The sequence below is a fragment of the Promicromonospora sukumoe 327MFSha3.1 genome (assembly GCF_000385135.1).
Taxonomy (GTDB): domain Bacteria; phylum Actinomycetota; class Actinomycetes; order Actinomycetales; family Cellulomonadaceae; genus Promicromonospora; species Promicromonospora sukumoe_B.
In genome coordinates this window covers 148,513-160,693 of record NZ_ARQM01000010.1, presented here as the reverse complement: position 1 = coordinate 160,693, position 12,181 = coordinate 148,513, and the positions used below count along the sequence as shown (strand labels likewise).

The 12,181-nt window shown below is 74.1% G+C and carries 13 protein-coding genes; 4 read left to right on the top strand and 9 right to left on the bottom strand.

From position 1 onward, the window contains the following. Position 1: 1 nt before the first annotated feature. The 7 genes from rpmF to H291_RS28645 form a co-directional block, all read right to left on the bottom strand. Entirely contained in the window at positions 2-196 is a 195-nt protein-coding gene (gene rpmF, locus H291_RS0104385; protein ID WP_026365388.1) for a 50S ribosomal protein L32, read from the bottom strand. Positions 197-198: 2 nt separating this feature from the next. Beyond that, a complete protein-coding gene (locus H291_RS0104380; protein ID WP_084467731.1) occupies positions 199-714 on the bottom strand; it encodes a YceD family protein in 516 nt (171 codons plus the stop codon). A 213-nt stretch (positions 715-927) separates the two neighbouring features. Further along, on the bottom strand, positions 928-1,434 hold the full coding sequence (gene coaD / locus H291_RS0104375; protein WP_020013761.1) for a pantetheine-phosphate adenylyltransferase: 507 nt from the start codon (positions 1,432-1,434) through the stop codon (positions 928-930). Further along, a complete protein-coding gene (locus tag H291_RS0104370) occupies positions 1,431-2,093 on the bottom strand; it encodes an RsmD family RNA methyltransferase (RefSeq protein ID WP_026365386.1) in 663 nt (220 codons plus the stop codon). The genes coaD and H291_RS0104370 overlap by 4 nt, the downstream gene beginning before the upstream one ends. Positions 2,094-2,187: 94 nt before the next feature. Beyond that, on the bottom strand, positions 2,188-3,165 hold the full coding sequence (locus tag H291_RS28650; RefSeq protein WP_084467729.1) for an endonuclease/exonuclease/phosphatase family protein: 978 nt from the start codon (positions 3,163-3,165) through the stop codon (positions 2,188-2,190). 82 nt (positions 3,166-3,247) lie between these two features. Then, positions 3,248-5,566: an ATP-dependent DNA helicase RecG gene (locus tag H291_RS0104360; protein WP_020013758.1), complete on the bottom strand. Its 2,319-nt coding sequence runs from the start codon at positions 5,564-5,566 to the stop codon at positions 3,248-3,250. Further along, entirely contained in the window at positions 5,563-7,371 is a 1,809-nt protein-coding gene (locus tag H291_RS28645; protein WP_020013757.1) for a DAK2 domain-containing protein, read from the bottom strand. Before H291_RS28645 ends, H291_RS0104360 begins: the two co-directional genes overlap by 4 nt. 327 nt (positions 7,372-7,698) lie before the next feature. On the opposite strand from H291_RS28645, the gene rpmB reads away from it, so the two are divergent. Together rpmB and H291_RS0104345 are read left to right on the top strand one after the other, a co-directional pair. Then, a complete protein-coding gene (gene rpmB, locus H291_RS0104350) occupies positions 7,699-7,896 on the top strand; it encodes a 50S ribosomal protein L28 (RefSeq protein ID WP_020013756.1) in 198 nt (65 codons plus the stop codon). Positions 7,897-8,047: 151 nt separating this feature from the next. Then, positions 8,048-8,557, top strand: a complete 510-nt coding sequence (locus H291_RS0104345; protein ID WP_332256598.1) for a GNAT family N-acetyltransferase — start codon at positions 8,048-8,050, stop codon at positions 8,555-8,557. A 296-nt stretch (positions 8,558-8,853) separates the two neighbouring features. Here H291_RS0104345 and H291_RS28640 read toward each other — a convergent pair whose 3' ends face one another. Continuing rightward, complete coding sequence (locus tag H291_RS28640) at positions 8,854-10,104, bottom strand: thiamine-phosphate kinase (protein WP_020013754.1); 1,251 nt, start codon at positions 10,102-10,104, stop codon at positions 8,854-8,856. Positions 10,105-10,306: 202 nt separating this feature from the next. On the opposite strand from H291_RS28640, the gene H291_RS0104335 reads away from it, so the two are divergent. Both H291_RS0104335 and H291_RS28635 read left to right on the top strand, forming a co-directional pair. Then, positions 10,307-10,798, top strand: a complete 492-nt coding sequence (locus tag H291_RS0104335) for a DUF3515 family protein (RefSeq protein ID WP_232215989.1) — start codon at positions 10,307-10,309, stop codon at positions 10,796-10,798. Beyond that, positions 10,795-11,583 carry a TetR/AcrR family transcriptional regulator gene (locus H291_RS28635; protein ID WP_198012399.1) on the top strand — a complete coding sequence of 263 codons (789 nt, stop codon included), beginning with the start codon at positions 10,795-10,797 and terminating at the stop codon, positions 11,581-11,583. Before H291_RS0104335 ends, H291_RS28635 begins: the two co-directional genes overlap by 4 nt. A gap of 6 nt (positions 11,584-11,589) precedes the next feature. Here the strand turns inward: H291_RS28635 and H291_RS0104325 are convergent, their stop codons facing one another. Continuing rightward, positions 11,590-12,123 (bottom strand): hypothetical protein, encoded by a 534-nt coding sequence (locus H291_RS0104325; RefSeq protein ID WP_020013750.1) that lies wholly within the window; start codon positions 12,121-12,123, stop codon positions 11,590-11,592. Positions 12,124-12,181: the final 58 nt, after the last annotated feature.

Below are 12,181 nucleotides of genomic sequence, written 5' to 3'. Positions count from 1 at the left end.
GTCAGCCCGCGTGAACGGTCTTCAGGGCGTCGCGGTACGTGCGGCCCTTGTAGGTGCCGCACGTCGGGCACGCCGTGTGCGGCAGCTTGTTGGCCTGGCACTGCGGGCACGTCGTGAGGGTCGCTGCGGTGGTCTTCCACTGCGAGCGACGCGCACGGGTGTTGCTGCGCGACATCTTGCGCTTCGGAACAGCCACGGCTAGCTCTCTTTCGTCTCGTCCGACACGCTCGTAGATTCGAGCATGCTCTGTAGCGCCGACCAGCGAGGGTCGACAACGTCATGGTGATGACCGGGGTCGTCAGCCAGGCGCGCTCCGCACTCGGAGCACAGGCCAGGGCAGTCCTCCCGGCACAACGGTTGAAATGGTAGTGCAGTCACGACCGAATCCCGAAGCGAGGGCTCCAGGTCGGCCATGTCGTCCTCGAGGACGGACTCCTCGTCCTCCACGTCCGTGTCCCCCGCCTCGGCCGACGCAGCGGCACGCTCGGGGTAGGCGAACAGCTCGGTGACGTCGACCGTGAGGTCACGGGAGATGTCGTCGAGGCAGCGGCTGCACTCGCCCTTGGCAGTGCCGCGGACCGTGCCGGAGACCAGCACACCCTCCATCACGGACTCGAGCCGCAGGTCCAGCTCCAGGTCAGAACCCTCCGGGATACCGATCACGGCGGTGCCGAGGTCCGACGGCGCCTGCACGGTCGCGCTGTGCGTACGCATCGATCCGGCACGCCGAGAGAGCTCGTGCGTGTCGAGCACGAGCGGCGAGTTCGGTTCGCGGGAAATGACGGGCTCCGATGAGGGCAGGAGAAGAACAGCGTCCGATCGGACGATGAAGGGGGTTGGACCGGCGCACGACGTCACGCCAGGGACCAAAAAGCAATCCTACGACATGGAACGGGCGTTACGCGCGCCCGTGCCCAGTGACAGGCCTCACGAGCCCGCGGCGGGCTGTCCCAGCGCGGACCGCAGGGCCTCCGGCACGCCCGCCGGGACCAGGTCGTCGACCGGGCCGCCGTGCCGCACGATGTCCTTGACCAGCGACGACGCGACGTGCGCGTACCGCTGGTCCCCCGGCAGGAAGATCGTCTCGACGCCCGACAGGTGCCGGTTCATGAGCGCCATCGGCTGCTCGGCGTCGAAGTCACCACCGCCGCGCAGGCCCTTGACGACGCCGACCGCGCCGATCTCCCGGCAGAAGTCCACCAGCAGCCCCGGCACCACGGCGACCCGCACCCGGGCCAGGCCCGGCTCGCCCGACGACTCCAGGGCCGCGCGCACGAGGCCGGCGCGCGTCTCCAGGTCCAGCAGGCCCGACTTGCCGGGGTTCTTCGCGACGCCGACGACGACGTCGTCGAACATCGTGGCGGCGCGGCGGACCACGTCGAGGTGGCCGAGCGTGATGGGGTCGAAGGACCCGGGGCAGACGACTGTGGTCACGCGCCCACGCTATCCGACGGCGGTGCGGCGGTCGGCTCGGGGTCGGCGGGCTCGGCGTAGTAGACCGCCGTCTCGCCGTAGTCCTTGCGCGCGAAGGCGGCCAGGCCGGCGGGCCAGACGGGCTCGGGCGTGCGCGTGGAGCGCTCGACGACGACGACGGCGCCGTCGGCCAGCACGCCCGGCGTGGCCAGGTGCGTCAGGACGAGGGCGAGCGCGTCCTCGGCGAGGTCGTACGGCGGGTCGAGGAAGACGAGGTCCAGCCCCGGCGCGCGGACGCCGGACCCCGCACCGGTGCTGGTCCCGGGCCCGGGACCGCCACCGGACGCCTGGGTCGCCAGCGAGGCCGCGAACCGCTCCGCCGTCTCGGTGGTGACCCGCACCCCGGTCAGGCCGAGGGCCGCGACGTTGCGGCGGGCGACGTCGGCGGCGGGGCGCGCGCTGTCCACGAGCGTCACCGCCGTCGCGCCGCGGCTGGCCGCCTCCAGCCCGAGCGCACCGGAGCCGGCGTAGAGGTCGAGCACGCGGGCGCCGTCGAGCACGTCGAGGTGCTCCAGCCGGGAGAAGATCGCCTCGCGGACACGGTCGCTGGTGGGGCGGGTCCCCTTCGCGGGCACCGCGATGGACCGCCCGCCCACCGATCCCGCAACGATCCTGGTCACGCCGAAAACCCTAACCCGCCCCCGGAACCGCCCGGGGACCCGCCGGGCGCCGGAGGTTCAGGACCGGTCAGGGCTCAGGACAGGTCAGGTCAGGTCAGGACCAGGGGGTGTCGACGTACGCGACCACCGGCAGGTGGTCGCTGCCCGTGCGGCGCAGGGCGCGGGTCTCCGTCACGGTGGCGCCCCGCGCCAGGACGTGGTCGATCTGCGCCACCGGGAACACCGTGGGATAGGTGAACTCGAAGCCCGTGGCGGGCGCGGTGACCAGGTTCGTCAGCGGCGCGATCGCGTCGTCGGCCAGCACGGCGTTCAGGTCGCCCGCGACGATGACCGTGTCGCCCTGCTCGGCGTCGACCGCCTCCGCGAGCTGGAGCGCGCCCGCGTTGCGCAGCTCCGTCTCGAACCCGCCCGTGCCGAACCGGACCGACGGGAGGTGCGTGGCGAACAGCGTGACCGCGGCGCCCTCGCGCTGGATCACGACGCGCAGGCAGCGGTCCCAGGTGGCGTCCACGCCCTCGGGCCGGATGTCGACGGCCTGTACGTCCTCCAGCGGGAACCTGGACCAGATGCCGACCGTGCCCTGGGTCTCGTGGTGCGGCAGCGCCTCGCCGAACGCCTCCGTGTACTGCGCCGCGACGTCCTCGGACACCTCGGTGAGCGTCACGACGTCCGGCTCGGCCGCGAGCAGGACCTCCGCGGTGCCGTCAACGTCGGTGTTGGTGTCGCTGACGTTGTGCTGCACCACCGTCAGGTCGCCCTGGGCGTCCTCGACGGGGAGCAGCTGCGGCAGGAAGACCCAGATCCAGGCCGCCAGCGGCAGCAGGACGGCGAGGACCGCGAGCGCCGAGCGCCGCAGCAGTGCGGCGAGGATGCCGAGCGGTACCGCGAGCCCGAGCCAGGGCAGGAACGACTGGACGAGGCTGCCGAGGTTTCCCCACCGGTTCGGCACGAACTCGTGGCCGACGAGCAGGGCGGCGGCCAGGACGGAACCGAGCGCGAGCAACCTCCCGCGCTGCCACGCGGTCTTCGCGGGCCCGCTCGTGTGGATCGCATGCCTGGCGTCGACCGTCACGGGCCGGGACTCTATCGGTTGCGTGTTCCGAGCGTAAGAAGCCGGTTATTTGATTTACGGGATTTTTCCATGCCGCACACGGTCACGTGCGCTCCAGGAACTCCTCCTGGTCCTCGTCGAGCTGGGCCCGGATGGCGGCGGCGAGCTCGGGGAACTCGGTGAGGTCCGGGGAGGCGGCGACGACGTCGGCGGCCGCGGTGCGGGCCTCCTCGATGAGCCCGGCGTCCTTGACCACGCGCAGCAGGCGCAGCGAGCTGGCCCGCCCGGACTGGGCGGCGCCGAGCACGTCGCCCTCGCTGCGCAGCTCGAGGTCGAGGTTGGCGAGCTTGAAGCCGTCGGTGGTCTGCGTCATGGCCTCGAGGCGCGCGTGGGCCGGGGTGCCGGGCTCGGCGTCGGACACGAGCAGGCACAGGCCCGGGTCGCTGCCGCGCCCGACGCGGCCGCGCAGCTGGTGCAGCTGGGAGATGCCGAACCGGTCGGCGTCGAAGATGACCATGGCGGTCGCCTCGGGGACGTCGACGCCCACCTCGACGACCGTGGTGGAGACGAGCACGGGGGCCGCTCCGGACGCGAAGGCCGCCATGGCGGCGTCCTTCTGGTCGGCCGGCATCTGCCCGTGCAGGACGCCGATCTCGACGCCCGCGAGCTCGGAGCGGCCGCGGAGCTCCTCCGCGACCTCCAGGACGGCGCGCAGGGGCGGCCGGTCGGACGCGCCGGCGGTGCCCGCGTCGCCGGGGTCGCCCGGGTCCAGGAACTCCGGGACGTCGTCGAAGTCTCTGGCCGTGGCACGGCTCGCCCTGCCGGCTCCCGAGCCGGATCCGGCTCCCGAGCCGGGAGCGGGCTCCTCGTCGGGGTGGATCCGCGCGCAGACGACGTAGGCGCGGCGGCCGGCGTCGACCTCCTCGCGGACGCGGGCCCACGTGCGGTCGGTCCAGCGCACGTTCCCGGCGGGCACGGCGACGGTGGTGATGCCCGCGCGCCCGGCGGGGACCTGGGTGAGCGACGACGTCTCCAGGTCGCCGAACACGGTCATCGCGACGGTGCGCGGGATGGGGGTGGCGGTCATGACCAGCAGGTGCGGCGAGACGCGGCCCTTGGCGCGCAGCGCGTCCCGCTGCTCGACGCCGAACCGGTGCTGCTCGTCGACCACGACCAGGCCGAGGTCGGCGAACTGCACCTGCTCCGAGAGCAGCGCGTGGGTGCCGACGACGATCCCGGCCTCGCCGCTCGCGGCGCGCAGCAGGGCCTCCTTGCGGGCCTTGGCCCCGAGGGAGCCGGTCAGCAGCGCGACCTGGGTGCTCGTGCCCGTGCGCCCGGCGCCGAACAGCGTGCCGGCGTCGGCCAGGGGGCCCAGCAGGGTGCGCAGGGTGCGCGCGTGCTGGGCGGCGAGCACCTCGGTGGGGGCGAGCAGGGCGGCCTGGCCACCTGCGTCGACCACCTGGAGCATGGCGCGCAGCGCGACCACGGTCTTGCCGCTGCCGACCTCGCCCTGCAGCAGCCGGTGCATCGGGCGCGGGCGGGCCAGCTCGTCGGCGATCTCCGCGCCGACCTCGCGCTGCCCGTCGGTGAGCGTGAACGGGAGGGCCGCGTCGAAGTCCGCGAGGATGCCGTTCTGCCCGGCGGGCAGCGGCGGGCGGGCGGTCGCGTCCTCGGCGGCGGTGCGGGCCCGGCGCTGCGCGAGCGCGGCCTGCAGCACGAACGCCTCCTCGAAGCGCATCCGGTGGCGGGCCCGGTAGGCCTCCTCCAGCGTCGCGGGACGGTGCAGGCTGCGCAGCGCGGCGGCCCGGCCGGGCAGGCCCTGGCGCTCCCGCACCTCGTCGGGCACCGGGTCAGGCACGTCGGCGTCGGCCAGCGTGTCCAGCACGACGCGCAGCGCGCCCTGGACCTTCCAGCTCGGGATGCCGGCGGCCGCGGGGTAGATCGGGATCGGCTTCGTGGCGTGCTCCAGCAGCGCCTCGTCGCTGTCGAGGTCGGACTCCTCACCCATCAGCGTGAAGTCCGGGTGCGTGAGCTGGCGCGTGCCGCGGTAGAGGCCGACGGTGCCCGTGAACAGGCCCTTGGCGCCCGGGACCAGGCGCTTCTCGTGGTTGTACAGCGAGCCGCGGTGCTTGCCGAAGAAGGTGAGCGACAGCCGGCTGCTCCCGTCGGTGACCACCACCTCCATGAGCGCGCCCTTGCGGTTGCGCATGGCCCGCACCGTCGCCTGCTCGACCCGCGCCAGGATCGTGACGTGCTCGCCCACCTCGAGCGCCGCGATGTCCGTCAGGGCGCCCGGGTCGGCGTACCGGCGCGGGTAGTGGCCCAGCAGGTCGCCCACGGTCTTCAGGCCGAGCTTGCCCAGGGCCGTCGCCGTGCGCTTGTCGAACGCCCGCTCCAGCCGTTCGTCCGTCCGTTCGGTCATGCGTCCACCTCCGGGACGTCGGTCTCCGTGCCGAGATGCACGCCGTCGCCGGGACGACCGGTCGCCAGGAGGACGAGCTCGGCGTCCGGCGCCTGCTCCCCGAGGACGGCGGCGAGCCGGTCGGCCAGGTCCGCGGGCACATCGGCGTCGAGCAGCGCCGTGACCACGGTGGTCCCGGGCCCGCCCGACTCCCGCAGCGCCCCGACGGCGTCCGCGCCCGGCACGGCGCGCACCGTCAGGCCCGCGAGCGCCTCGCCCACGAGCGCCCGGGCGTCGACGGGGTCGGGGACGCCGACGTCGTCCGGCAGGCCGAGGGGCAGCAGGGTGCCGAGGGCGGCGAGCGCCACGACGGCGTGCACGTCGGTGGCGGCGGGCACCGTGATCAGCTCGTCGACGTCGAGCGGCTGCTCGATGCCGGCCGTCACGTCGGGGGCCCCGAGGATCAGCACCCGCCGGGCGCCGGTCGAGGCGGCTGCGCGGCCCACGTCGTCAGGGGTCAGGGGCTCGACGGTGCTGCCGAGGCCGCCCGACAGGAGCACGACGGCGCCCGTGTGCGCGAGCTCCGCGGCCAGGCCGGGCGCCGACGTCACGGCGACCACACCCCACTCGTCCTGACCGGCCGCGGCGAGGTGCCGCACGTGCACCTGCGCGAGCGTCCTGGCGCGGGACACCTCGGCGGCGATCGCGAGCGCCTGGTCGAGATGGTCGGTGTGCACGTGGGCCTGCCAGACCGCGGCGTCCGCGCCCGAGTCGCCGCCGACCACGACCACCGAGTCGCCCACCTCGGCGAGCGAGGCGCGCAGCCCGGCGGCGACCGTCTCCGACGCCTCGCCGGCCGGACCGGTGAGCACGAACATGAGCTCGAGCCCGCCCGAGCCGGCGTCGTGCGACGCGAGGCCCGCCGGCTCGGCGGTCCCGGAGGCCGGGTCCGGCGCCGGGCTCGCCGACGACGTCGCGGGGTGCGCGGGGTCGGCGGCGTCCGGTGCGCTCGGCAGCGCACCGGCGTCGAGGAGCTGGTCCAGGTTCACGGCCTCCATGCTGCCCCGCACCACTGACACTCCGCCCGGCCCGGTGCCCGGATCAGCATCCGCGCCGGCGTCCGAGCCGGTCTCCGAACCGGGGTCGGCCGCCTGCTCGGCGGCGACGACGAGCGCGTCGAGCACGAGGACCAGCCCCAGCGCCCCGGCGTCGAGCACCCCCGCGGTGCGCAGCACGTCGAGCTCGTCCCGGCTCGCGCGGGCGGACGCCCGGGCCGCGGCAGCGGCGGCGGTCACGACCGGCAGCACCCCGGCGTCGACCCCGGCGTCGGCCCCGGACCGCGCCGTCCGCGCGGCCGCCCCGGCGGCGTCCGCGGCCGTGAGGATGGTGCCCTCGGCGGGCACCGCGACCGCGGAGCGGGCGGACGCCGCGGCCCGCGTGAGCAGGTCGGCCGCGGTGCCGCCGCGGCGGGCCGCAACGGCCAGGCCGCGCAGCCACTCGCTGAGGATCACGCCGGAGTTGCCCCGCGCGCCCAGCAGCGCGGCGCGGGCGAGCGTCGCCAGGAGCTGCGGACCCGTGGCGTCCGCGGGAGCCGCCGCGACCGCCCGGTCGCCCTCGCGGAGGGTCAGGTACAGGTTCGTGCCGGTGTCGGCATCGGCCACGGGGAAGACGTTGACCCGGTCGATCGCGCCGCGCTCGCGCCGCAGCGCCGCCGTCGCGCCCTGGGTCCAGGCCCGGACGAGACCCGGGTCGTCGAGCCTGACCGCCTCCGGGTACGACTGGGGACCCGAGTCAGCCGTCCGGCTGCCGCTGTGGACGTCGGTCACGTTCTGTCCTCCTGCACCTGGTGTCACGGGCCCCGCTGTCGCGGGCGCCCGTTCCACGAACGACCGGCCTGCCCGGGCTCCCGCTCGGACGGATCCCACCGTACCCAGCGCGTGGGACGATCGCGTGCGGCCGTCCACAGGCCCGGTGTGACGCACCACCCCGCGGCTACGGTTTGAGGGGGTGGGCTGCGATCAGGTACTCTGTCGAAGTTGCCTGGAACGCCAAGAAGCGTTGATTGCTCCGAAAGCGTCCAGGCGTTCCCCTTTAGACCACCATCACGTCGTGCTGTCGTTATGCACAGGCGTGCACGACATTCAGGAGACACCGTGGCTGCCAACTGCGACGTCTGCGGCAAGGGCCCGGGCTTCGGGCACAGCGTTTCGCACTCCCACATCCGCACCAAGCGCCGCTGGAACCCGAACATCCAGCGCGTTCGCGCGATCGTGGCTGGGACTCCCAAGCGCGTCAACGTGTGCACCTCCTGCCTCAAGGCCGGCAAGGTCACGCGCAAGGTCTCGGCCTGACGCTGCCGCAGCTGGGTCGCTGACGCGACCCGCACCAAGCTTGACGAAGACGCTCGCCGGTCCGCCGGCGGGCGTCTTCGGCTTTCCGGAACCTTCATCCGGAACCAAAGAAGTGGTTGCGCCCAGCACCGCACGGTGAAAAGGTAAGGTCATGATGGCACCGGAAGACGTGACCATCCGCCCAGCAACGACGACCGACGCCCAAGCTATCGCTCGTGTCGACATCGCCTCTTGGCGTGGTGCTTACTCAGAGATCCTGTCCGACTCCTACCTGGCCTCGCTCGACGTCAGCGACCGCGCCGGGCAGTGGACGGCGGCCGTGACCGCGCGAGACACGACGGTGCTCGTCGCCGAGGACGAGAGCGGAACCGTCGGGTTCACCAGCGTGGGACCGTCGCGCGACGAGGACGCCGAACCCGGCGACCTGGAGATCTACGCCATCTACCTCCACCCGCGCGCCTGGGGCAGCGGTGTGGCCCGCGACCTGATGCGCACCGTGCTCGACGGGCTGCACACCGGGTCGGTCACCCTCTGGATCCTGGAGGGCAACGACCGCGCGCAGCACTTCTACCGGCGGCACGGGTTCCAGCCCGACGGCACCGAGCGCATCGACGAGATCGGCGGCCGCCCGCTCACCCAGGTCCGCTTCCGCAAGCGCTGAGCCCCCGGCGTCGCCTGATGTCCGGGGGACGGCGGTTCGCACCAGGTCGTCGGCGGGTCGTCGGCGGTTCGCGCCAAGTCGCGCCATGTCATCGGCAGCGTGGACCGAGAACGCGGCAGTTTGCACCGCGAACTCGGCAGTCGGCTCCACGTATGCGGCAGTTTGCACCGCGGACTCGGCACTCGGCTTCACGCACGCGGCAGTTTGCACCGCGGACTCGGCAGTTGGCATTGAGATCGGCACAGGCCTGGACCGATCTCAATGCCAAGTGCCGAACGTTCAGGGATGTGCCGACCTCAGGACCGGAAGTGGTCCCACCCCTGGCCGACGGCGGGGGCCTCGCCGCCGATCGTGACCGACGGCGCCTCGGCGTCGGCACTTCCAGCACTTCCAGCACTCCCAGCACTTCCGGCACCATCGGCACCACCAGCACTCCCGGCATCACCGGCACGCCCGGCACTCCCGGCACCACCAGCACTCCCGGCACGCCCGGCACCACCGGCACCACCGGCACCACCGGCCCGCCCAGCACCACCGGCGTCAGCACCGGGGGCCGCCTCCAGCGCCCGGCCCACCGCGGTCCAGCCCTTCGGCAGCTCCACGTCGGAAGGGAACGTGGCCAGCAGGCTGTGGTCCTCCCCGCCGCCCCAGATCCAGCCGTCGAGCATCCCGTCGACGTCGGCCCGCCCGGGACCCCAGCCGGGGTCGCCCAGGCCCTGCGCGGCGGCGACGGCGCGGGCCGCCGAGCGCAGCACGTCCCGGTCGGCGGCGAACGCGCCCGGGTCGAGGTCGAGCCGCACACCGCTCGCAGCGGCGAGGCGCCCGGCGTCGCGCAGCAGGCCGTCGGACAGGTCGAGCATCGCGGTCGCGCCCGCCTCCGCGGCAGCCACTCCGGCGGCCAGCGGCGGTTCGGGGCGCAGGTGCGCGGAGACGAGCTGCTCCCACGCGTCCTCCAGGTGCACCCCCTCGGACACCTCGACCGGCACCGGCGAGAGCGGCGCGCGCACGAGCCCGGCCTCCAGCAGTGCCAGCCCGGCGGCCGACCAGCCGCGCACCCCGGCATGCGCGAGGACGTCGCCCGGCCGCGCGCCGGACCGCAGCACGGCGTCGCGCCCCTCCAGGTCACCGTGCACGGTCACGCTCACCACAAGACAAGGCCCGCTCGAAAGGTCGCCGCCGACGGCGCCCGCGCCGACCGGCGCGCAGCCGTCCGCCAGGCCCTTCGCCAGCCCCGTCACCCACTCGACGTCGGTCTCGCCTGGTACCACCAGCGACGTGACGAGCGCGGTGGGCCGGGCGCCCATCGCCGCGATGTCGGCGAGGTTCTGCGCGGCGGCCCGCCGTCCGACGTCGTAGCCCGTGGACCAGCGCGCACGGAAGTGACGGTCCTCGACGAGCACGTCGGTGCTGACCACGAACCGCCCGTCGGGGGCGGCAAGCACGGCGGCGTCGTCGCCGGGGCCGAGCAGCGTGGCGCTCCCCCGGGGCAGCAGGGGGACGATGCGCTCGAGGATCTGCTCCTCGGAGAGGTCACGTACGCGGGTCACTGGAAGACCCTAAAGGCCCGCCCGCCTCCCGCGCGGCACCGACCCGGCGCAGGCCCGGCACCGACCGCCGCGAACGGGCCCGGCGCGGGCCCGCCACTACCCAGGCGCAGTCCCGGCACTGGCCCGGCACAGACCCCGGCCAGCACCCGGCAGCCCGCAGACCCCGGGACGGGCACCCGTCCCAGCCGGGTAACGTATCTCCGTGCTCCCCGCTCGAACCTTCACCCGCCGGACCGCCGTTGTGCTGGCCGCCACCGCCCTCACCGCCGTGTCGCTGGCCGGCTGCTCGCGGACGATCGGGGTGGAGGTCGCGCCGAACGCCGCCGACCCGCTGTGCGCCGAGGTGGTGCTCGCGGTCCCGGACGAGCTGGGCGGCGACCTGGCCAAGGTGCCGACCGACGCCCAGGCCACGGCGGCCTGGGGCGAGCCCGGCGCCGCGGTCACGCTGCGCTGCGGCGTGGAGCAGCTGGGCCCGGTCGGCGACTGCCAGCACGTGGACTCGGGCGACGGGACCTCGGTCGACTGGATCGTCGCCACCGACGACGAGGACACCTGGTCGTTCGTCACCTACGGCCGCGAGCCCGCGGTCGAGGTGATCGTGCCGCCCGCGGTCACCGAGGACCACTCGACGGCGTTCATCTCCGACCTCGCACCCGCCGTCACCCAGGTACCTGCCACGAAGGAGTGTCAGTGAGCCCAGCCGTGCGAGAACGGCCCGCCACGGGGCGACCCGCCACGCATCCGGCCGGGCAGACGGACGCCCCCGTCCAGTCCCGGCGTGAGCGGCTGCGCGACGAGCTGCACCGCGAGGTGCTCGACGCCGCCCGCCACCAGCTCGCCGGGCAGCACGGCCTGAGCAAGCTCACCATGGCCGCGGTCGCCAAGGAGGTCGGCGTCACGCCGCCCGCGCTGTACCGGCACTTCGAGAACCGCCAGGACGTGATCGCGCAGCTCTGCGTGCTGATCGTCGAGGAGGTGCTCGACACGCTCGCCGCCGCCGTCGCGCGGCAGGAGCCCGGCGACGTCGCCGCGGCGCTGGTCGCCTCGACCCGCACGTCGCTCGACTGGGCGGTGCGCAACCCCGCGGAGTTCGACCTGATCATCGGCTCCGGCATCCGCTCGGAGCTGCCGGAGAACCACGACCTGCAGCGCCGGATGGCCGAGATGGTGGGCGGCCACTACGTGCCGCTGTTCCGCCAGCTCGCCGCGTCCGGCATCCCCTTCGTGGCCGACGACGAGCTCGACCCGGAGCTGGCCGAGCAGGTGCGGCGGTACCGCGACGCCGTCGGCGGGCACGACCTGCCGCTGGGCGTCGCCCACCTCATGGTGACGAGCTGGCGACAGGTCTACGGCCTGCAGTGCATGGCCGTCTACGGGCACCAGGAGTTCGCGTTCGGCGACCACGTGGCGCTGCACGAGGACCTCGTGTCCTCGCTGCTGGTCCGGTTCGGCCTGGACCCGCACCCGACCGTCCGCTGAGGAACCTCAGCGCACCATCGAGTCCCGCCCCGCCTCCAGGGTGTGCAGTGAGTCCGCGTTCGAGATGAGCTGGATGCTGCCGTGGTAGCGGATCGACGGGTCCTTCATCGCGGCGCCCACCAGCTCCGCCAGCGCGGCGAGGTGCCGGTCGTCGTGCGCGCAGATGCGGTGCACGTGCTGCGAGGCCGTGACCATCTGCAGCGCGAACACGGGGTACCGCCAGATCGGCTTCCAGAACCCGGTGCGCTGCCAGACCCGGGTGGCCGGCCAGGCCAGGCCCGCGCAGGCCGTGGCCAGGGCGGCCTCCCACGGGATGTCGTCGGCCCCGGCCATGCGGAGCAGCAGCAGGACCACCGCGGCGATGCAGAACGGGAATGCCACCTGGTTGGCCCACGCCCCGATCGGCTGCGGCTTGGCCACGCCGATCACCTCGACCCGCATCACGTTTCCGAGGGCGAAGGAGGTCAGCCCGATGCTGAGCACCCCGTTCGCCACCCGCACGTCGCGCACCGCGTAGCGGTAGCGGGGCTCGCCCAGCATCCTGCCTCCTCCAGCGCCCTCGTCTCGAGCGCCACCGTCTCAAGCACCACGCGCCGGA

Excerpts from the sequence above, each read along its gene's own strand:
- H291_RS0104345 (WP_332256598.1), top strand. The coding sequence starts at position 8,048 with ATGATGGCACCGGAAGACGTGACCATCCGCCCAGCAACGACGACCGAC.
- H291_RS0104380 (WP_084467731.1), bottom strand. The coding sequence starts at position 714 with ATGCGTACGCACAGCGCGACCGTGCAGGCGCCGTCGGACCTCGGCACC.
- H291_RS0104360 (WP_020013758.1), bottom strand. The coding sequence starts at position 5,566 with ATGACCGAACGGACGGACGAACGGCTGGAGCGGGCGTTCGACAAGCGC.
- H291_RS0104325 (WP_020013750.1), bottom strand. The coding sequence starts at position 12,123 with ATGCTGGGCGAGCCCCGCTACCGCTACGCGGTGCGCGACGTGCGGGTG.